Source organism: Uliginosibacterium silvisoli (assembly GCF_036017035.1).
Lineage (GTDB): Bacteria > Pseudomonadota > Gammaproteobacteria > Burkholderiales > Rhodocyclaceae > Viridibacterium > Viridibacterium silvisoli.
In genome coordinates, this window is the sequence record NZ_JAYXHS010000003.1 from 537,207 (window position 1) to 558,001 (window position 20,795).

The window sequence follows — 20,795 nt, forward strand, 5'->3', positions numbered from 1 at the left end:
CAAGTACGCGGTTTGAATTGCATGCCGGGCGGATCAATGACTCGCCCGGCGAGATGTCGGCGATCAGTGCCGGGCAGGTACGACCATGCCGCCATCCATCCCCAACGACTTGAGCCTGGCCTGCGCGGCAACAGCCTCTTGCCGTGTATTGAACGGGCCGACCTGCACGCGGGTTTCCACCTGCGTGGGAATGCCCGCGCCCTTGAGCCTGGCGCGCAGTTCTTCGGCATTGCCCGGGTTGGCGAACACGCCGACCTGCACGAAGAAATCCCCAGCAGCAGAGGCAGAGGCGGCTGCCGTCGGCGCTTTCGCCGGTGCGGGTGTCACGACCGGTGCGGGGGCTTTGACTGCCGCAGCGCTGCTGGCAGCAGCGACTTGAGCGCCACGTGGCGGCGACTGCTCGAGCACCAGACGCCCACCGCCTTCGCGCCGACGCGCACTGGTGCCAGCCGCCGAGATCGGGGCGCTCGCTTGCAATGGCGGTATGCCAAGCGGTTCGGCACTCTCTTCAGGCACCGCAGGCACAGCGGCTACAGCGCTGGCAACGGCTTGCTGCTCGGCGAGCACGACAGACTGCAGCTCGGCCGCCTCCTTCGATGTGCGCAAGGCTTGCGTCGTCGCCTCGGCAAGGCTGGGTGACTGCGCTTCGGGCGCCGTCACGCCTGTGGGCGTCACCGTGCGTGCTGTCGGGGCGGGCTCTTCTTCGTGATTGCCCTCGAGCAAGACCAGTGCGACGACGAGGCCGGCCACGGCAATCGCGGCGATACCTCCCTTGACGATGAGCTGACGCCGCACCTGGCGCGCCTCGGCTGCCGCTTCGCGAGCCTGGTCGGCCTTAACCTGCTCAGTCATGACGCCTCCCGTGGTTATGGTTCAAGTCCTGATCCTCATCTTCGAAATTCTCGTCCGCCTCTGCCTCGGCATCAGCCCCATCGGCGGGCGCACCGTGCTGGTCGCTCAATGCACGCACCAGTTCGGCCTCCGCCACAGAAATGCCGCAACGCTCGGCAATCGCCTGTGCGTCGAGGCCACGCTGCACCATGGATACAGCCTCGGCGTAAGCAGGCGCCACGCGACTGGCTGCACGCAAGGCCGCCAGCTCTTCGCGCAGGCGCGCCACGTCGTCACTGAGACGTGCATTCTGCGCACGCGTCTCGTCGACGAGATGACGCATCTGGCGCACCTCGAGCAAGGCATCGAAACCGAAACCTGATGCGTCAGGCTCGGCAGGGCGCGGCGTGCGCGCGGGCTCTGCCACGGCAGGCTCGGGGCGATGCTCAGCAGCCTGGGTGGAGAGCGACACAACAGAATCGTCTTCGTCGGTATCGACGGTCTGACCGCTCGGCCCGTCATCAGCGTGATAGGCATGGACCTCTGCGGCACTCTGTCCAACGGGGATAGCGCCAAAGCGATCTATGTCACGGAAAACGTGAGCATGCCTGTCGTCACGTACGCCGGCAGACCTGGCGCGATGCTCGGCACGCCGCCAACGAATCGCCAGCCATGCCATATAAATACACAGAACGACCAGCAGGACGATCAGTACGGTGCGCAACTCCAATGTCTTTCTCCTTGTCGGCAGCCCTTGAGTGGCATGCCTGCGGGCCGCGGGCCCTCGTCTGCGGACGAGGGTCTGACTTCACATTGCCCCCTGCCGCGCAGTTGCGGGGATAATACTTGCACCAGACGCTGATTCAAAGTCGCTCCCAGCGACGGCAGGCGAGGCCCCGCAGGGCAATATACGCCCCGCGAACACCCGGAAAGCACAGGATTTGCAGAGCCCATGACCTACCCGCTCGCCTTCGTTGCCAAAAAATGGATCTCGCTCATGCTGGCGCCGCCCGCCCTGCCGTTCCTGATCACGGCCAGCGGTTTGCTTCTGTTGCGCTTCAAACCGCGCACCGGCAAGACTCTGGCCTGGAGCGGCCTGCTGCTCTGGCTGTTCCTCAGCAGTCCGTTCGGCACCAACCTCCTGACCGAGCCCTTGGAGAGTTATCCGCCCATCTCGGCCAAGCAGCTCACCGAGGTGCAGGCCATTGTCATCCTCGCCGGCGGGCAGCGTCACACCAACGAGGAGTTCGATGGCGGGCCGACAGTCAACCGACTGACGCTGGAGCGCGTGCGCTATGGCGCCCGCCTGGCACGCGAGACGACTTTGCCGATTCTGGTGTCCGGGGGCGCACCGACCGGCTTGCACCCGGAGAGCGTGCTGATGGCCGAGACCTTGAGGGTCGATTTCAACATCGAAGCAAAATGGGCAGAGACCCGCTCGCTCGACACCGAACAGAATGCACTCAATACCGCCGCCATCCTGAAGCAGGCAGGCATCTCACGCATTGCGCTGGTCACACATGCGGCACACATGCGCCGTGCGGTGGGCGAGTTCGAGGCCGCCGGCCTCACGGTCACGCCCGCCCCGATGGGCTTCATGAACGACGGAACACGCGGGGAGGATTTCTTCGATTACTGGCCAAGCATTTCCTCGGCCTACACAGGCTGGTATGCCCTGCATGAATGGCTGGGCATCGCCGCGCAGAAAATCCGCTTCTGGCGGAAGTGAGGCACCAGAGGCTGTCCGCGGTCCCGTAGGTCGGAAAAGCAAAGCGCCTTCCGACAGCCTGCCTCGCACACACCGCCGGCCCCGTTGAGAGGCCCGATGTCGGAAGGCGCTTTGCTTTTCCGACCTACGAGTTCCCAGAACATGCCAGAAGGTGCGCGCAGCCCGGCTTATGGCATGCTCAAACGCGGGTAAACAAACCCGCCGCGCCCATACCGGTACCGATGCACATGGTTACCATGCCGTGTTTCAGGCCGGGGTCGCGCTGCATCGCCGCCATCAGCGTTGCCACGCGGATCGCGCCGGTTGCACCGAGCGGATGACCGAGAGCAATCGCGCCACCCTGCGGATTCACCTTCGACGCATCCAGACCCAGCGTACGGATCACCGCCAGCGCTTGTGCGGCAAAGGCCTCATTCAGCTCGATCCAGCCCACATCGGCCTGCGCCACACCTGCGCGCTTGAGAACGCGAGGAATGGCTTCGATCGGGCCGATGCCCATGATCTCCGGTGGCACGCCCGCCACGGAGAAGCCGCTGTACTTCGCGATGGGCGTCACGTTGTAACGCTTCAGGGCCGCTTCGCTCATGAGCAGCACGGCAGCTGCGCCGTCCGACATCTGCGAGCTGTTACCTGCCGTCACGCTGCCCTTCGCAGCAAAGATCGGCCGTAGCTTGGCCAACCCTTCCAGCGAACTATCGGCGCGTACGCCCTCGTCGTTCTCGACAAGCTTCTCGACGATGCGCACGGTGCTGCTCTTGAAATCGGGCTGATGCTCACGCACCAGGTAAGGCGTGATCTCGTCGCGGAACAAACCGCCTGCAATCGCCGCAGCAGCCTTCTGGTGCGAAGCCTGCGCAAAGGCATCCTGATCCTCGCGCGACACCTTGTACTGCTGCGCCACCTTCTCGGCGGTCAGGCCCATGCCGTAGGCGATGGCGAAATTCTCCTCATGCTCGAACACGGCCGGGTTCATCGCGATCTTGTTGCCCATCATCTGCGGCATGACAGTCATGGATTCGGTGCCGGCGCCGATCATCACGTCTGCCTCGCCCAACTGGATACGCGTCGCTGCATCGGCCACGGCATTCACGCCGGACGAACAGAAGCGATTGATGGTGATGCCGGGCACGCTGTCGGGGAAGCCCGCCAGCAGCAGGCCGATGCGCGCCACGTTCATGCCTTGCTCCGCCTCGGGCATCGCACAGCCGACGACCACGTCGCCGATCTCATGCAGATCGAGGCCCGACACTTTCGCCGTCACTGCGCGCAACACGTGGGCCAGCATGTCGTCGGGTCGCACGTTCTTGAACGCACCCTTGCGCTTGGCGACGGGGGTACGGGTTGCGGCGACGATGTAGGCGTCTTGAATCTGTTTGCTCATTTGGTCACTCCGTGACAGTGAGGTGGGAAGAGTCTAGTTGCGAAGCGCCTTGCCCGTTTCCAGCATGTGTATCAACCGCGCTTTCGTCTCTTCCGTGCGCAACAGATCTACGAACAGCGAGCGCTCGATATCGAGCAACCATTTCTCGCTCACCAGCGTGCCGGCCTCGACGTCACCGCCGCACATGGCGGTCGCGACAGCCTTCGACACCTTGTAGTCGTGCGCGGAGATCATGCCGCCCTCGCGCATGTTCACCAGCATCATCTCCAGCGTGGCGATACCGGCGCGGCCGGTGACCGGTACACCTGCCGGTGGCAGGCGCGGGCGATAGCCGGCCTCGGCGATGCCCAGCGCTGTCTTGCGTGCGACATGCAGCAACTCGTGCGCGTTCTGGATGACGATGTCGCTGTCACGCAGCAAGCCCATCTCCTTGGCGTTGCGCGCGCTCTTGGAGACATTGCCCATGGCGACGCTCTGCCAGATGTTCTGCAGCCAGATCATCGGATCATTGGTCGCCGTGCGCGCCGCCATTTCGGCCGTACGGATGGCGAATTCCTTGCAGCCTCCACCGGCCGGAATCAGGCCGACACCGACTTCGACGAGACCGATGTAGCTCTCCAGCGCGCACACGGCGCGCGTCGAGTGCATGACGATCTCGCAGCCTCCGCCCAATGCCATGCCCTGCACGGCGGCGATCACCGGCACCTGCGAATACTTGATGGTCTGTGACATCTGCTGGAATTTGGCAACGATGCCTTCCAGCGCCACAAAGTCACCGGCTTCAAGCACCGGCTTGATCTGTTTCAGGTTCGCGCCAACCGAGAACGGTGCCGTCGGTTGCCAGATCACCAGGCCGGCATACTCCTTCTCTGCGCGGCCAACGGCCTCGATGATGCCGTCGAGCACGACCGGCCCGACTGCGCACATCTTGCTCTTGAATGACAGTATCGGCACATGCTTGCCATCGTCGTCGTAGAGGGTCCACATGCGTACTTCGTCGTTTTCCCACAAGGTACGTCCCGCCTCGCCCGACGCATCCAGCTCGCTCCCCATTTCGCCGAACACACGCTCGGGAAACAGCTGGCGCTCGTACACCGGCAGCGTGGAGCGACCGCGCAGCGCACCGTTGACTGCGTCATATGAGCCCTGCGGGCCATGCACGCCATCGACGTTGAACACCCAGGCCGGCAGCGGCGCATCGCTCATCGACTTGCCAGCATGAATGTCGTCGCGCACGGCCTCGGCAATCGTCTTCCAGCCTGCCGCCTGCCAGGTTTCAAACGGGCCCTGCGACCAGCCGAAGCCCCAGCGCATGGCGAAGTCGACGTCGCGCGCATTGTGTGCGATGTGCGCCAGATGCACGGCCACGTAGTGGAAGACATCGCGGAAGATGCTCCACAGGAATTGCGCCTGCGGGTGCGCGCTTGCGCGCAACTGGGCAAAGCGTTCGGCAGGATTGCGGTTCTTGAGAATCGCAGCGACTTCATCGGCGACGACGCCTGCGCTGTCGCGATAGTCCTGCAGCTTCAGGTCGATGACCTTGATCTGCTTGCCGTCCTTGCGGAAGATGCCGGCCCTGGTCTTCTGTCCCAACGCGCCCTTGGCGATCAGCGCGGCCAGCCAGTCCGGCGTCGCGTAGTACTGCGCCCAGGGATCATCCGGCAGGTTGTCGGTCATGGTCTTGACGACATGTGCCAGCGTATCCAGCCCGACCACGTCTGCCGTCCGGTAGGTCGCGCTCTTCGGTCGCCCGATCAAGGGTCCGGTCAGTGCGTCGACTTCATCGAAGCCCAGGCCGAAGCGCTGCGTGTGATGCATGACGGCGAGAATGGAAAACACGCCTACGCGGTTCGCAACGAAGTTCGGGGTATCGAGGGCACGCACCACGCTCTTGCCGAGCGTGGTGGTAAGAAATGTCTCCAGGTCGTCGAGCAAGGCCGGCTCGGTACCATGACAAGGAATCAACTCCACCAGTGACATGTAGCGTGGCGGATTGAAGAAGTGCACGCCACAGAAACGCGGCCGCAGGCCTGCCGGACAGCCCTCGGCGAGCTTGTTGATCGACAGGCCCGACGTATTCGTCGCGAAGATCGCATCCGGACGGATGTGGGGCGCGACTTTCGCGTACAGATCGAGCTTCCACTCCATCTTCTCGGCAATCGCCTCGATGATCAGGTCGCATTCGGCAAGGCGCGCGATGTGCTGGTCATAGTTGGCGGCCTCGATGTACTGCACGCGGTCCTGCGTCGCCAACGGCGACGGCTCGATCTTCTTCAGACCGTCAATGGCCTTGCGGGCGATGCCATTCGGGTCGCCCTCCTTCGCCGTGAGATCGAAGAGAAGTACCGACACTTCGGCATTGGCGCAGTGCGCGGCGATCTGCGCGCCCATGACGCCGGCGCCGAGCACAGCGACTTTGCGTACGAGGAAATTTGAGCTCATTGCGTGAATTCCCGGAAAAGAGTCTGGACGGATGCACCCGTCGCCGATGCTGCACCTGCTGCATTACAGCTTGCTGCACGGGACGGCCCACCGCCGTCCCGTGCCAGGATCAAAACGCCAGCGAGTACTGCGCACCCAGAATGAAGACGTTTCCAGTATAGGAACCCGTCACGCGGCCACGGCCGGCGCTGCTCTGGTTGTTGTCGATGTTCGCATCGCGGATGTAGATGTAGGCAGCGCCCAGATCCACCGTCGAAACCTTGTCGACCTGCAATTGCGTGCCCACGGTGAACCAGAGGCGATCATTGTCAGGCAGCGACACAAGACGCTCTTCGGCGCTGCGCACCGGCGACTGGTCCCAGGCCATGCCGTACTTCATCTTCCAGGTATCGCTGACCTTCTGCGTGCCGCCGAGCGCGACACGCCAGGTGTTGCGGAAATGAGCGTCCAGCGTCTGTGCGGTCGAGCCCGCCGCTGCACCGCTGGTGCGGAAGATCGGCACGGTATTGATCGACGACCAACCGGTGCGCGAGATATCACCGAGCACCTCCCAGCTGTCGCCGAGTTGCTGCTTGATGCTGTAGACCCAGGTATCCGGCAGGGTGATCGACGCGTCGGCGGAGATGTCTGGCGAGACCAGCTGGCTGGTGGAGGTCAGCGTGCCGGTCAGCTTGTGCTTGATCTTGGAGCGATAGGAAAGACCCATCGTCATCGTCGAGCTGACATCGAACAGCGCACCTGCATTCCAGCCCCATGCCTCGCTGTCAGCAGCAAGCGTGATCATCGTGTTCTGCGTCAGTGAATTGATCACCGCCGCATTGCGCTTGTATTCCGCAGTCATCTTCTGCCAGTTGGCGCCGACACCGAACGAAAGCTTGTCAGTGATGCGATAGGCCAGCGAAGGATTGACGTTGAGCGTCTCGATATCAAAACTGCTCGACTGGAAGCGCCCGGCGAAGTCTGGCGAATACTCTGTCTTCAGGCCGAACGGCGCACCGATGCCGATCCCCAGATAGAGATCCTGGGTCACCGCTGCAGCGGCATACGTATTCGGCAAGATAGCCGGGCCGCCCGCGTCGCCCCCGTCAGTGCCGGTCGCAGCCGGGGCATTGGACGAGCCTTCGTTCTTGAACTTGTAACTGGGCTGGATCAGGTTCGCGCCTAGCGACAAGCCGCCCTTCTTGAGCTTGGTCATGCCAGCGGGGTTGTAGTAGATCGTGCTGGCATTCTCGGCGACCGCCGCCGAGCCGGCGTAGGCGTTGCCCAGACCGCTGGCGTTTTGTTCCAGCAACTGGAAACCCGAGGCGGCGACCGAGCCGGTACCCAGTATTGCAATGGCCGTAACCACTGACTGGACAATCATTTTCGGTTTCATTTCCTGTGCCATTCTGGCTCTCCTTTGGTGGGTTACTTCTGTCTCAAACTGGCGGCAGAGGCCGCTTTTTTCCTTGTCCATCAATCGCCACGTAGGTCAGTGTTGCCTCCGTGACTTTCACCACTTTCGGATCCGCCGGGTCGCGCTCCGAATACACCTCGACGTCGACAGTCATCGACGTCGTGCCTTCGCGAATGATGTGCGCATAGAAGCTCACGAGATCACTCTTGAAGACGGGTTCCTTGAAAACGAATGCGTTAACCGCAACGGTCACGACGCGACCACGGGCGCGGCGCACGGCGGGTATCGACGCAGCCAGATCGACATGTGCCATGATCCAGCCGCCGAAGACATCGCCAGAGGCGTTCAGATCTTTTGGCATGGGAATCACGCGCAACACTGGCTCGTGATTCGGCAAGCGACACACGCCGTCTGCGTCGACATCCTGCCCTTGACCGCTGACACTATTTGCCATGCAATGCCCTGCCTCTCTTGCTCATGATTGACCTTCACGGCGGGCGAAGTGATTCATCGGTCCGCCCGTCCAGGGAGCGAAACCGGTACCAAAGATTACGCCCGCATCCGCAAGCTCCGCATCCGCCACAACCCCTAGATCAACGCAACGGCGCGTTGCCGCGATGAGCGGTTCGAGCAGGCGCTCGGCGAGGCCGACAACCGGCGCCGACGCGCCGTCCTTGCGCGGACGACCATCGGCCCATACGTAGAAACCCTCGCCGGTCTTGCGGCCGAGCTTGCCGGCATCGACCAGCGCTTGCAGCGCACGCGGTACCTCGCTGGCGCCCGTCAGCGCCTTGCCGGTGGCCATGGCAATGTCGAGGCCGACCGTGTCGGCCAGCTCGATCGGCCCCATCGGCATGCCGAAAGCAAGCATCGCGGCGTCGATCGTTTCCGGCGACATGCCGGCATCCACGCAGCGCATCGCTTCGAGCAGGTAAGGGCCCAGCACGGCGTTGACGAGGAAGCCCGGCGCGCTCTTCACCGGCAGCGGCAACTTGTCGAGACCATGCACGAAAGCCATCGCACGGCTCAGCACCTCAGCGTCCGTGCGCTCGCCCTGCACCACCTCGACGAGTGGCATTTGCGCCACCGGATTGAAGAAGTGGATACCGACCAGTCGTTCGGGTCTCGCCAGCACGGTCGCAATGTCCTCCAGTTTCAGGCTGGACGTGTTGGTCGCAAGAATTGCTCCGGGCTTGGCGCGCGCCTCGAGGTCGCGGAACAGCGCGTGCTTGGCATCGAGGTTCTCGAAGATGGCTTCGATGATGACGTCAGCCTGCGCTACGCCACTGCCTTGCGGGTCGGCGATCAGACGATCCATCGCAAAGCGCACCTGCTTGCGGTCACCGCGATATTTCTTGCCGAAGCCCTCTGCCGCGCGCTTGATCGCCGGCGCAATGCGCTCGATGCTCTGGTCCTGCAAAGTCACGACGAGGCCGCGCAGGACGCACCACGCAGCGATGTCGCCGCCCATCACACCGGCGCCAACGACATGTACGTGCTTCGCTGAAAAGCTGCCGCCTTTACCAAGGCTCTTGAGGCGCTGCTGCAGGAAGAACACACGCACCAGGTTACGTGCCGTGCCCTGTGCAAAGATATGTTCGAGCGAAGCCGGATGCGTTGGCGGCACATCCAGCGAGTTGCCATTGAAGTGCTGCCAGGTGTCGATGATGGCGTACGGTGCGGGATAGTTGTCGCGACGCGCTTTCTTCGCTACCTGCTTGCGCGCACCGCTCGCCACGACGAATTTCAGCGGCCCGTTGAGCAGACCCTGCACGAAGCCCGGCGTATGGCGTGGCTGACCGGACAGCACCAGCATGCGCGCTGCGTTCTCCATCACGCGTGGCGGCACGCACTCGTCGACCAGGCCCATCTTCTTCGCGCGCTTGGCGTCGATCTGCTTGCCGGTCAGCATCATGTCCATCGCTGCGGTCGGGCCTATCGTGCGCGGCAGGCGCAGCATGCCACCCCAACCCGGCGTGATGCCCAGCATCACCTCGGGCAGCGCCATGCGCGTGCCCGGCTCATCGACCGCGATACGGTAGCGACAGGCCAGCGAAATCTCGAGACCGCCACCCATGCAGTGACCGCGGATCAATGCCAGCGTCGGCCACGGCACGGCTTCCAGACGATTGAACAGCGACCAGTTGCGGCCGACGATGGCCTTGATGCCCTCGACGCTCTCGACCTTTGCGTACTCTTCGAGGTCAGCGCCGGCGATGTAGCCCGCCGTCTTGCCTGACATGAGGACCATGCCCTTCGGCTGGAGTCGTTCCAGCGAATCAAGCACCAGACCGAATTCGATCAGCACCGCGCTGCCAAGCGTGTTGGTGGATGCGTCTGCAACGTCGATGCTGACCCATGCGATCCCGTCGGCATCCCTGCGGATGTGCCAGTGTTTGAGTTGCACGTTACTCATTGTCGTAGCGCTCATAGCGCCTCCACCAGCATGGCACCACCCTGCCCGCCACCGATGCAGATCGAGGCAATGCCTTTCTTGCCGCCGGTGCGATGCAGGATGTGTAGAAGATGCAGCACGATGCGTGCGCCGCTTGCGCCGACCGGGTGGCCCTGCGCAATCGCGCCGCCGTCGATGTTCAGCTTGCTCTCGTCGAGCTTGCCCATCACGCCTTCGAGACCGAGTTGTTCGCGGCAGTAGGCTTCGTCGTCCCAGGCGCGGATACAGCCCATCACCTGCGCGGCGAAGGCCTCGTTGATTTCCCAGGCATCCAGGTCGTTCAGCGCGAGTCCATGACGCTGCAATATCGGCGTTGCCGCGTGCACCGGACCGAGGCCCATCTGCTCGGGCGCGAGCCCCGCCCACTGGCTGTCGCTGATGACACCGATCGGTTGCAGGCCATGTTGCTTGACCGCTTCTTCCGAAGCGAGCACCAGCCAGGTCGCACCATCGGTCACCTGCGAGCTGTTACCTGGCGTGACCTTGCCGTACTTGCGATCGAAGAAAGGTTTGAGCTTGGCGAGATTAGGCAGACTGGAGTCGCGCCGCAGACCATCGTCTGCCGCATGCACGGCGCCTTTCTCTTCCACCAGCGGCACGAGCTCCTTCGCGAAGTGGCCGGCGTCCTGCGCTGCAGCCACACGCTGATGACTGCGCACCGAGAAGGCATCCATTTCTTCGCGGCTGATATTGAAACGCCACGCAAGGTTCTCTGCCGTCTGACCCATCATCAAACCCACCACCGGATCGGTGAGGCCCTTGACGATGCCGATGACCGGCGCGAGGTAGCCGAGCTTGAACTTGCGGATCGCCGCCAGCTTCTGGCCAAACGTCTTCGCCGCATACCAGCCGGACAACCAGCGCACCATCGCATCGGAGAACAAGAGCGGTGCGCGCGACAGCGCATCGACACCACCGGCGAGCACGAGGCTCGAGCGGCCCGACTGGATATTGGCTATCGCCGAATCCAGCGCCTGCATGCCGGACGCGCAATTTCGCATCACCGTCCAGCCCGGCACCGTGTTGCCGCAACCCATGCGCAGCGCTGCGACACGGCCGATGTTCACTTCGTCCGGCGATGGCGATGCACAGCCGAGAATGACTTCGTCGATCTGTTCCGCAGAGAACGGCTGACGCGCGAGCAAGGCACGGCCCGCAACCGTCGCCAGATCGGATGCGGCGAACGGACCGGGTGCGTTTCGCGCCTTGAGAAAAGGCGTGCGCGCGCCATCGACGATATAGACGGGTTTGAATGTCACGCGGACTCTCCTCCGCGAACGCGAGAATCCAGTGGCTTGGGCCTCGATGCGAGCGCGCGCCGATAGAGCGCCGTCAGCAGAAGCATTGCAAGCAGTAGCTGAGCGAACAGGATGAGCATCAGGCAGCCTCACGCGTTTCGGCGGCAAGCACCGAGCTTGGACGGACATGCGCATCGGTCTGACCGATGCCGAAGTCCTGCGGGAAATCATCGACGCGGATGACCTTCTGGCGCAGCGCCTCACGACGCTCCAGCGCGGCTTTCTCGTCGCTGGTGATGATGCCCTTGGCGAGCGCATCTGCCGTCAGGGCTTCCTGGCCGCGACCGGAGATCGTCTTCGCCTTCTGCGCAGCCCGCACCTTGGCTTCGATGGCCTCGGCCTTCATCGTGGCATCGAGCGCCAGCTCCAGCACGGCGACCGGATCTTCTTCGTCGCCAGTCTGCACATAGCCGCCTGCAACCAGACGATCGCGCGCAGCGGAAGGCTCGATGAGCACCTTGGCGACTTCGTGGCCAAGGCTGTCCGATGGCACCACATACGGACGACCGAGCGGGAAGATCAGACGACGCAAGAAGATGGAAATCAGCTTGTTCGGGAAGTTGGAGATCACGCCTTCGAGCGCCGTCTGCGTCTTGTGCATGGCGTCCCACATCGCCCAGTGCATCAGCGGCGCGTCGGCAGCCTGACGGCCTTCATCCTCGAAGCGCTTCAGCGTGGCGGAGCAGAGATAGAGATACGACAGGATGTCGCCGAGTCGCGCCGAGAGTTTCTCCTTGCGCTTGAGGTCGCCCCCCATGGTCAGCATCGACACGTCGGCGATGAAGGCAAACGCAGCGGAGAAGCGCGTGAGCTGTTGATAGTAGCGACGGGTTTCTGACGCCACGTCCGGCGTGCCGACCCAGTGCGAACCCGTGATACCCATCAGGAAGGTGCGTGCCGCGTTCGAAACCGAGAAACCGATGTGGCTGAACAGCGCGTCATCGAAAACGTTCAGGCCACGCGCCGTGTCGCTGTCCATCGCCGCACGCATTTCCTTCAGCACATACGGATGGCAACGGATGGCGCCTTGGCCGAAGATGATCAGGCAACGCGTCAGGATGTTGGCGCCCTCGACTGTGATGCCGACGGGAATCTGCTGGTAGGCGCGGCCGAGGAAGTTCTGCGGGCCCATGCAGATGCCCTTGCCGCCGAGGATGTCCATGCCGTCATTGACGACCTGGCGGCCGCGCTCGGTGACGTGGAACTTGACGATAGCCGAGACCACCGAGGGCTTCTCGCCGAGATCGATCGAGCCTGCCGTCATGACGCGTGCCGCGTCGGCCATGTAGAGATTGCCGCCGATGCGCGCCAGCGGCTCTTCGATACCTTCGAACTTGCCGATCGCCGTCTTGAATTGTGCGCGAACGCGGGCATAGGCACCGACCGAACGCGCGGTGAGTTTCATCATGCCGGTGTTGGATGCTGGCAGCGAGATCGAGCGACCTGCGGCCAGACATTCCATCAGCATACGCCAGCCCTGCCCTGCCATCGCCGGGCCGCCGATGATGAAGTCCAGCGGCATGAACACGTCCTTGCCCCAGTTCGGACCGTTCTGGAAGACAGCGTTGAGCGGGAAGTGACGGCGACCGATATTCACGCCGGGATGCGTGTTCGGCACCAGCGCACAGGTGATGCCGAGGTCTTCCGTCGCACCAAGCAACTTGTCCGGATCGTAGAGGCGGAATGCGAGACCCAGCACCGTGCAGATCGGGCCGAGCGTGATGTAGCGCTTGTCCCAGGTGACACGCATGCCGAGCACTTCCTTACCCTCGTACATGCCTTTGCAGACGACACCGAAATCCGGGATCGCCGCTGCGTCGGAGCCCGCTTGCGGACTGGTCAGCGCGAAGGCCGGCACTTCAAGACCCTTGGCAAGGCGCGGCAGGTAGTGCGCCTTCTGTGCGTCCGTACCGTAGTGGAGCAGCAATTCGGCCGGGCCGAGCGAATTCGGCACCATCACGCTCACGGCGCTGGCCGAGCTGCGTGTCGAGAGCTTCATCACCACTTGCGAATGCATGTAGGCGGAGAAGCCTTTGCCACCGAACTCCTTCGGAATGATCATGCCGAGGAAGCCCTTGTCCTTGATGTACTGCCAGGCTTCAGGCGACAGGTCGTTGTAGACGTGGGTCGTATCCCAATCGCTGACGAGACGGCACAGCTCATTGACTTCGTTATCGAGGAAGGACTGTTCCTCGGCCGAAAGCTTCGGCTTCGGGTATGACAAAAGGGTTTTCCAGTCCGGCTTGCCGCCGAACAGCTGACCTTCCCACCACACCGTGCCAGCTTCGAGCGCCACGCGCTCGGTATCCGACATCGGCGGCAGGATCTTGCGGTAAGCGCCGAACAGCGGCTTGCTGATCAGGGCGCGACGTACTGGCTTGAGCACGAACAGGCTCGTCACGGCCAGCCACACGACGATCGCGGTACTGGTCGCTGTATTGGATACGCCGCCCAATGCATTCAGGCCGAGCAGCCACGCCACGCCGGCCACCATCCACGCCACGAGTGGCGCCCGCCAGGCTGCCAGCGCCAGTGCAAGCACCGGCAGCAGCAGAATCATGATCCAGATCATTTTTGTCTCCTCGTTGTTGTTGCATCTGCCGGCGCGCTGCTGCTTGCGCTCTCCGGCAGGGGTGCGCGCAGACCGCCAAGCAGGAAGGCGGTCAGACGCGGCTTGAGCTGGGCAGGATCGTCATCGAACTGCCCGGTGACGAGCGCCAGTGCATCGATGCCGGAAATGGCATACGAGACGGCTCCCATCATGAAATGCAGGCGCCACGCGATTTCTGCCTTCGGTACGTCCGGCAGCGCGGCATAGAGCGCCGCCGAGTAACGCCCGACCACCTCGGCGTACTCGACAGCCATGAAATTACGGATGAACTCGGCCGGCTCTGTGTAGGTGCGGCCGAGCAGGCGCATGAAGATGCGGCCGCCGTGCTCGGTATCCGCAGCCATTTCCAGCGCCGGGCCAAAGAAACCGTCGAGCACCTGGCTGGGCTTGAGCGGCCCACCGGACTCAGCCTCCATGCGGTTGATCGCCTCCAGCCGCTGACGATTCAGCTCGGACAAGCGCCGATGAAAGACGGCCTGAAACAGTGCCTCCTTGCTGCCGAAGTGATAGTTCACGGAAGCCAGATTGACGGCGGCGCGCGTGGTGATCATGCGCATGGAAGTGCCATCAAAACCGTGCTCGGCAAACAGCCATTCCGACGCATCGAGGATGCGCGTCGCCGTATCCGGCGTATTGGTCTGCTCAGTTTGCGGTGCTGACACTGTGTCTCCGACGAGGTCTGGCTGGCTTGAGGATGAAATCTGGCGCGGTTGCGAAACCGCCGCCTTATTCAAACGATCGTTTTAATCATACGTACGAATTATCGCGTGTCAAGCCAGTGATGACCCGCATGCGTCGACGGTCCGTCTCCATGAACATTGAAACCACGCGGCAACGATTGAAGTCTTGCGAAAAGGGTCGTCAAGAGAAACGGCCACGTGCCCCGATTGCAGCGGCCAAGAAAGACGTCAGGAGTTCAGCGAGCCGTTGTCGGCACAGAGGCGTCCTCCATGTACCGGCGATCCGGGGCACGGCGGTTCAAGTCTGGCTCCGGCGAAGCTCACCCAGCATTTCCAGGTAGCGCGACTCCGACAAGGGATAGCGCAGCATCAGCAGGCCCGCTGTGGCGTAGCCCAGCGCTGGCAGCAGGGCCATGCCCAGCACGATGGCCTGCCGCGCCATATCGCTCTGCGTGGCGAGGTTAGGCACGTAGCCGCTACTGGCGATCATGAAGGCCGGCAACGCGGCCCCCAGTGCCAACCCGCATTTGCGCGTAAGCAGGAACAGCGCGTAGTTGGTGCCTTCCAGGCGCAGGCCACTGCGCCATTCGCCGTATTCCACGGTGTCGGCCTCCAGTGCCCACAGCAGCACCATGCCCAGCGTGGCCCCGGCTGCGCCGATCGCCATGCACAGCAGCACGGCGCCGAAGTGTCCAGCCGGCAGCCACCACAGGACGGCATGGCCTAGCGCCGCCAACAGCATGCCGAGCTGGAAAGCGCGAACTTTGCCCAGGCGTGCGGCCAGCAGCGGCGCCAGAGGCACGGCGAGACCGATGCCAGTGAGGCTGGTGGTCAGGATCATCGGCGAGAACAGGCCCGCATTGCCCAACACGTAGCGCGCGAAGTAGATGCCGCTGGCGCTGCCACAGCCACTGGCCGCCAGAGCCGCCAGCGTAACCAGACACAGGCGTTGCAGCGGCAGGTTCTGGCGCAGCACGGGCAGGCTGTCGCGCCAGCGTAGCGCCTCCGCCTTGCGCGGCACCACCTCACTCGTGTTGAAGAAGCACAACGCATAGAGCAGCAGCCCGACGCCGGCCAGCACGACAGTCAGCAGCGTCAGTCGCGATTGCAGCGCCTCGCCTTGCAAACTACGCAGACTGCCCGCTATGGCAAAACCAAGCAGCGCGAAGGTGACGCTCGACATCCATGTACGCACCGCCCCCAGGCGCGCACGTGCTGGTGGCGACTGCGTCATGACACCAGCCAGCGAGCCATAGGCAATGCTGACGAATGCATAGGCAGTGCCAAGCAGGCCGTAGCTGAGGTAGGCATAGACGAGCTTCGCAGTCGGGCTCCAGCCAGCAGGCACCGAAAACACGGCCACGTTGAGCACGAGCACCGGCAGCGCGCCGACCAGCAGCCATGGGCGCAGCCGACCCCACCGCCGTTCGTAGCCAAAGCCTCGATGACGATCGATGACGCGGCCTGCCGCGATATCCATGAAGGCGTCATAGATGCGTACGACGACCAGCAGCGTTCCCGCGGCAGCCGCAGGAATGCCGGCGACGTCGGTGTAGTAGTGCAGCAGGAACAGCAGGCCCAGCGCGAAGCTGAAATTGTTGGCCATGTCTCCCAGGCCGTAGCCGAGGACCACGCGCCACGGCAGGTGCGTGCGCGCCTGTGCCGATTCGCTCACACGGAAACCGCGGCCGCGCTCGCCAGCTGCTCGGCGCAGAACGCACGTACCGTGGCGAGCATCGCATGCAGCAGCGGCGAACTCTCGCTATGCCGATAGATGCACTGCACGTCGAAGGGGATCATCGGGCCGTCCGCATAGGGACGAAACACCACATTGGGAATCTGCAGTGCATTGATCGAGGGTGGTGCGAAGGTAATGCCAAAACCGTTGCTGACCAGCGCCAACGTGGTCAGCATGTCATCGGCGCGATGGCGTGCGTGGGCCTGCGAGCAATACGCCTGGTTCAGGCCAGCCGCCATGGCACTGTCAAAGTTGGCGCCAATCTGTGGTTCGCCTTCGAGGTCGTCTTTGTAGATGACGCTGCGTGCAGCCAGCGGGTGGTCCTTGTGTAGCGCCACCTGCAAAGTTTCCCGATAGACCGTCTCGTAGGCCAGGTCTGCCTCCTGCAGTGGGAAGCGATCGAAGGCGAAGAGGATCTTGCCCTCGCGCAGCAACTCCACCTGCTGGTCCTTGCGGGCGTTGTGCAACACGAAGTTCACCCGCGGATGAATCTCGGCGAAGCGTTTGAGCACCTGCGGCACGATGCTGAAGATGGCCGAGCCATAAACGCCGATGTTCAACTCCTGATACGCGAGTGTCTCGGCCTGGCGTGCCGCCAACTTGGCTTGTGCCAGCTCGATCTTGATATTGCGCGCGTGATTCAACAGGGCCGAGCCCGCCGCAGTGATCTCCACGCCAGAGGTGGTGCGCCTGAAGAGCTGCTGCCCGATATCTTCCTCCAGCAACTGGATCTGGCGCGTCAACGCCGGCTGCGTGATGTGCAGTCGCACCGCCGCACGCCCGACGCTCTGCTCCTCTGCAACGGCGATGAAATAGGTGAGCGAGCGAATGTCCAAGCCAAGGCCCTCCGATGACAGGCAAAACTACCATACAAGTTTAGCCGCAACGGTGGCGGGATGCTCTTCAGGCTGACTGACGCGCATCTGTCCGTGTTTACCCCCATCAGCGCTCGGCATGGCGTTCATCAGAAGACGGCATTGGACGCACCCGATTGGTGAAGCCAAAAATCTCATTGCCTGGACCGACAGCCTTCTTGCCCTGCCAGAAGCGCTGCACTCGCTACACGCAATTTCCACACGCTATTCACGTGCCGGGACACAAGCTGAGTGTTGGTTGTAGTCACTCGCTCTGTCCTGCACGGCCTGGAGATGTTTTCCGGGAGCCCAACCAAGGATGGTTTGACATGAAAAAAAGAAATGACTCCCGTAGGACGGCGCTCGCATCCGCGATCACTGTGGCACTTTCATTTGGTCTTGTCGCTTGCGGTGGCGGAGGTGGTGGAAGTAGCACCGGAGAGAGCCCCGCCGTAGAACCGCCCTACACCGGCCTTGCCTGGTTTGACCCGAAGCTCATTGCTGCGCAAAACACGGCAACGACCGACGGGGCTAAAGAAGAGATCGCGAAAAATCGAGCCAAGCTTTTGATTGCGGCGATGACGGAGAGTCAAAAGCTCGATCAACTCACCGGAGCAGGCAATGCTGTCGTTCCCGAGCTGCCAAGCTGTTTTGGCGGCCGCCATGTGAAGGACATCCCTGAACTGGGGATTCGCACCCTGCGCATCTCCAACGGCCCAGTGGGCGTCGGGCAGAACGACTGCGCGCCGATCGGTGATCCCCAGCCCCTGGTCTCGGCGGCTTCTGCCCAGGCTACGGCGCTTCCCTCCGCTATTGCCATGGCAGCCTCCTTCGACCGGACGACTGCCAAGCAATATGGCGACGTCATCGCCACCGAAATGAACAATCTCGGGCTGGACGTCTTCGAGGCGCCGGGGGTCAACATGGCCCGGATTCCGACCCTTGGCCGTAACTTCGAATACTTTGGCGAAGACCCTTTCCTCACCGGCACGATGGCCGTCGAAGAGTCCAAGGCCATCCAGGCGGCTGGCCTGATCGCCATGCCCAAGCACTTCGTCGCCAATGAGCAGGAGACGATGCGCCAGAAGACCTACTCAACCGTCGACGATCAGACGCTGCGCGAAATTTACCTGTTGCCATTCGAAATGGCGGTGAAGGATGCCAAGGTCGGCTCGATCATGTGCGCCTACAACTATCTGAATGGTGTGCAGGCCTGCGAAAACGACAAGACGCAGAACAAGATCCTGCGCGACGAATGGGGCTTCACCGGCTACGTCCAGTCCGACTTCCTGGCCACCCGATCACTCAAAGCACTGTCGAAGGGGATGGACCACGAGATGCCGGCCCCCGCCCTCTGGGCGCCAGACAAAGTGAAAGCCGCATTGGCCGATCCGAACAGTGGCATCACCTGGGCACTGATCAATCAGGCTCTTGAACGCCGCTTCACGCAGATGTTCAAGCTGGGCATTCTGGACCGCCCGATCAAGCAGACTCCGATCAACTTTGTCGCAGGCGGTGGAAAAGCCCGCGACATCGGGAACAAGTCGTCGGTATTGCTGAAGAACCGCGGTAACCTCCTGCCCCTGGCTTCGACCCTGGGGAGCTCCGACTACGTCACGATCATCGGCAAGTCCTCCCAGCCCTATGCCCAACAAGCAGTCATGGGCGGCGCTGTCGTCGGCAAGGTGGTTGCCGCCGGCAGTTCCGATGTCATACCCAACTACACCGTCACGCCAGTTGCGGGCATTGCCAATGCGCTGGGCGTCAGCGTGGGCTCCAGCAAGGTCCGGCTCATTCTGGTGGACGACAGCAACACGCTGGCCTCGGTCAATGGCGTGCCGATGACCTATGCCGACGCGATAGCCAACCACATCAACCAATCTGCCAACAAGGCCATCATCTTCATGGTGGGGACGATCGCCGAGGAAGGTGGTGATCGGGGAACAGTCAGCTATACGACATCTTTTCCTTCGGCGCAGGAATCCTTTTGCGGCTTCGTGCTGACCTGTGCGGTGACCAACATAGGGTGGGATTCCGACCCGCTCTATCATCCAAAGGACGGCATGACACTCGACTGGTATTCGGCCAGCGGCCCGGGCGTCATGACGAAGAAAGTCAATGCTCGTAGCAGCGGTACCCAGGCGATGATAGATAACATCATGGCGGCCAATGCCAGTCTCAAGGACAGGACGGTGCTGGTCCTGAAGGACAACGCCAGCTTCTCCGTGCCCGACAGCCTGATCGGTGCCAATGGACCGGCTTCGATTCTCGAAGTCTGGTTCCCGGGCCAGGAGGACGGCAACATCATCGCCGACCTGCTCTTCGGCAAGGTCAATCCCTCGGGCAAGCTCCCGGTCACTTTCCCAAGGGCCGGCAAGGGCTTCATGGACTACATCACCGAAAGCCAGTTCCCGGGCTCGATGGTCGCGGGCCTGCCCACGGTCAGCTACAGCGAAGGGCTGAACATCGGCTATCGCTGGTATGACGCCAATTATGTCCCTGCTGCCGGATGTACCGTGACGAATGGACAAAACGACTGCGTCGCTTTCCCGTTCGGCTATGGCCTGTCCTATACGACGTTCGCCCTGAGCAACCAGTCGGTCGCGCAAAACGGCAGCAAGTATGACGTCACGGTCAAGGTGACGAATACGGGTGGCAAGAAAGGCGCCGAGGTGGTCCAGGTTTACGTGCAGATGCCCAGTTCAGCCAATGCGGGTCGTTTGGCGCAACCGCCGAAACGTCTCGTCGGCTTTGCGAAAGTCGAACTCGACCCGGGCGCACAACAAGTCGTAACCGTCACGATCGACCCGGCCGCCAGCAACCATCCGCTTGGCGCGTGGGACAAGGCGTCGAACGCGTGGGTTACCCCTGCAGGTAGCTACACCGTGCTGGTTGGCAACTCTTCCGCGACGAAAGACCTCACGTCCGCCGGCACGATTAACCGATAAGTCGTTTCCACTTCCGTTGGCAGCTCCTGCATCAGTGCAGGGGCTGCCTTTCTACGTGAAGAGCCAGGCACTAGCCAACCTGCCAAGGCTTGCGGCGGCCTGAGCCTCCGGGAAGACGACTCCCAGCTTCGTCGCGCAATGCGAAAGACGCCGTTGGCTTGTACGGCCTTTACCGGTATGTAAGCGCTTTTTTCCAAGCGCGCCGGTCTACGACATCACCGGCATCGGCTACGCATTCGGCCCCAGCATCTCGTACTACTACGCCGACTTCGCCTTCAATGCGGTCACCGCCGAAGTGCCAGAACCCTCTTCGCTCGCACTCGTCGGTCTGGGCCTTCTAATTTCTGCCTTGACCGTGCGACGTTCCCGCCGCGTGTAAGACGCGCCTCTCGATGTCACGTGCAAGCGCAGTAGCATCGAGAGGCGTGGGGT

15 protein-coding genes are annotated in these 20,795 nt (G+C 62.6%); 3 read left to right on the forward strand and 12 right to left on the reverse strand.

Going from position 1 to position 20,795, the window contains the following annotated elements; all coding sequences use genetic code 11:
• Positions 1-63: 63 nt before the first annotated feature.
• Together VVD49_RS17170 and VVD49_RS17175 are read right to left on the reverse strand one after the other, a co-directional pair.
• A complete protein-coding gene (locus VVD49_RS17170; RefSeq protein WP_327600434.1) occupies positions 64-852 on the reverse strand; it encodes an SPOR domain-containing protein in 789 nt (262 codons plus the stop codon).
• The gene (locus tag VVD49_RS17175; protein ID WP_327600435.1) at positions 845-1,561 is read right to left on the reverse strand and encodes a DUF2802 domain-containing protein; all 717 of its coding nucleotides are present in this window, start codon (positions 1,559-1,561) and stop codon (positions 845-847) included. Before VVD49_RS17175 ends, VVD49_RS17170 begins: the two co-directional genes overlap by 8 nt.
• Positions 1,562-1,783: 222 nt before the next feature.
• On the opposite strand from VVD49_RS17175, the gene VVD49_RS17180 reads away from it, so the two are divergent.
• Entirely contained in the window at positions 1,784-2,560 is a 777-nt protein-coding gene (locus tag VVD49_RS17180; RefSeq protein WP_327600436.1) for a YdcF family protein, read from the forward strand.
• Between the two features lie 178 nt (positions 2,561-2,738).
• Here VVD49_RS17180 and VVD49_RS17185 read toward each other — a convergent pair whose 3' ends face one another.
• From VVD49_RS17185 to VVD49_RS17230, 10 genes are all read right to left on the reverse strand, one after another.
• Positions 2,739-3,941 carry an acetyl-CoA C-acyltransferase gene (locus VVD49_RS17185; protein ID WP_327600437.1) on the reverse strand — a complete coding sequence of 401 codons (1,203 nt, stop codon included), beginning with the start codon at positions 3,939-3,941 and terminating at the stop codon, positions 2,739-2,741.
• A gap of 33 nt (positions 3,942-3,974) precedes the next feature.
• Positions 3,975-6,383 (reverse strand): 3-hydroxyacyl-CoA dehydrogenase/enoyl-CoA hydratase family protein, encoded by a 2,409-nt coding sequence (locus VVD49_RS17190; protein ID WP_327600438.1) that lies wholly within the window; start codon positions 6,381-6,383, stop codon positions 3,975-3,977.
• A 109-nt stretch (positions 6,384-6,492) separates the two neighbouring features.
• Entirely contained in the window at positions 6,493-7,770 is a 1,278-nt protein-coding gene (locus VVD49_RS17195; protein WP_327600439.1) for an OmpP1/FadL family transporter, read from the reverse strand.
• A 31-nt stretch (positions 7,771-7,801) separates the two neighbouring features.
• Positions 7,802-8,233 (reverse strand): acyl-CoA thioesterase, encoded by a 432-nt coding sequence (locus VVD49_RS17200; RefSeq protein ID WP_327600440.1) that lies wholly within the window; start codon positions 8,231-8,233, stop codon positions 7,802-7,804.
• A 21-nt stretch (positions 8,234-8,254) separates the two neighbouring features.
• Positions 8,255-10,210 (reverse strand): 3-hydroxyacyl-CoA dehydrogenase NAD-binding domain-containing protein, encoded by a 1,956-nt coding sequence (locus VVD49_RS17205; protein WP_327600441.1) that lies wholly within the window; start codon positions 10,208-10,210, stop codon positions 8,255-8,257.
• Entirely contained in the window at positions 10,207-11,493 is a 1,287-nt protein-coding gene (locus VVD49_RS17210) for an acetyl-CoA C-acetyltransferase (protein ID WP_327600442.1), read from the reverse strand. Before VVD49_RS17210 ends, VVD49_RS17205 begins: the two co-directional genes overlap by 4 nt.
• A 118-nt stretch (positions 11,494-11,611) precedes the next feature.
• Positions 11,612-14,104: an acyl-CoA dehydrogenase gene (locus VVD49_RS17215; protein ID WP_327600443.1), complete on the reverse strand. Its 2,493-nt coding sequence runs from the start codon at positions 14,102-14,104 to the stop codon at positions 11,612-11,614.
• Complete coding sequence (locus VVD49_RS17220) at positions 14,101-14,805, reverse strand: TetR/AcrR family transcriptional regulator (protein WP_327600444.1); 705 nt, start codon at positions 14,803-14,805, stop codon at positions 14,101-14,103. The genes VVD49_RS17215 and VVD49_RS17220 overlap by 4 nt, the downstream gene beginning before the upstream one ends.
• A 316-nt stretch (positions 14,806-15,121) precedes the next feature.
• Positions 15,122-16,498, reverse strand: a complete 1,377-nt coding sequence (locus tag VVD49_RS17225; RefSeq protein ID WP_327600445.1) for a glycoside-pentoside-hexuronide (GPH):cation symporter — start codon at positions 16,496-16,498, stop codon at positions 15,122-15,124.
• On the reverse strand, positions 16,495-17,397 hold the full coding sequence (locus tag VVD49_RS17230) for a LysR family transcriptional regulator (RefSeq protein WP_327600446.1): 903 nt from the start codon (positions 17,395-17,397) through the stop codon (positions 16,495-16,497). The genes VVD49_RS17225 and VVD49_RS17230 overlap by 4 nt, the downstream gene beginning before the upstream one ends.
• Positions 17,398-17,744: 347 nt before the next feature.
• On the opposite strand from VVD49_RS17230, the gene VVD49_RS17235 reads away from it, so the two are divergent.
• Both VVD49_RS17235 and VVD49_RS21840 read left to right on the forward strand, forming a co-directional pair.
• Positions 17,745-20,363 carry a beta-glucosidase family protein gene (locus tag VVD49_RS17235; RefSeq protein ID WP_327600447.1) on the forward strand — a complete coding sequence of 873 codons (2,619 nt, stop codon included), beginning with the start codon at positions 17,745-17,747 and terminating at the stop codon, positions 20,361-20,363.
• 295 nt (positions 20,364-20,658) lie between these two features.
• Positions 20,659-20,742: a PEP-CTERM sorting domain-containing protein gene (locus VVD49_RS21840; RefSeq protein ID WP_416384913.1), complete on the forward strand. Its 84-nt coding sequence runs from the start codon at positions 20,659-20,661 to the stop codon at positions 20,740-20,742.
• Positions 20,743-20,795: the final 53 nt, after the last annotated feature.

What these genes read in the sequence shown, in the direction of transcription:
- VVD49_RS17195 (WP_327600439.1), bottom strand. Translation starts at nt 7,770, where the DNA reads ATGGCACAGGAAATGAAACCGAAAATGATTGTCCAGTCAGTGGTTACG.
- VVD49_RS17200 (WP_327600440.1), bottom strand. Translation starts at nt 8,233, where the DNA reads ATGGCAAATAGTGTCAGCGGTCAAGGGCAGGATGTCGACGCAGACGGC.
- VVD49_RS17235 (WP_327600447.1), top strand. Translation starts at nt 17,745, where the DNA reads ATGAAAAAAAGAAATGACTCCCGTAGGACGGCGCTCGCATCCGCGATC.
- VVD49_RS17185 (WP_327600437.1), bottom strand. Translation starts at nt 3,941, where the DNA reads ATGAGCAAACAGATTCAAGACGCCTACATCGTCGCCGCAACCCGTACC.
- VVD49_RS17180 (WP_327600436.1), top strand. Translation starts at nt 1,784, where the DNA reads ATGACCTACCCGCTCGCCTTCGTTGCCAAAAAATGGATCTCGCTCATG.
- VVD49_RS17205 (WP_327600441.1), bottom strand. Translation starts at nt 10,210, where the DNA reads ATGAGCGCTACGACAATGAGTAACGTGCAACTCAAACACTGGCACATC.
- VVD49_RS17170 (WP_327600434.1), bottom strand. Translation starts at nt 852, where the DNA reads ATGACTGAGCAGGTTAAGGCCGACCAGGCTCGCGAAGCGGCAGCCGAG.
- VVD49_RS17190 (WP_327600438.1), bottom strand. Translation starts at nt 6,383, where the DNA reads ATGAGCTCAAATTTCCTCGTACGCAAAGTCGCTGTGCTCGGCGCCGGC.
- VVD49_RS17215 (WP_327600443.1), bottom strand. Translation starts at nt 14,104, where the DNA reads ATGATCTGGATCATGATTCTGCTGCTGCCGGTGCTTGCACTGGCGCTG.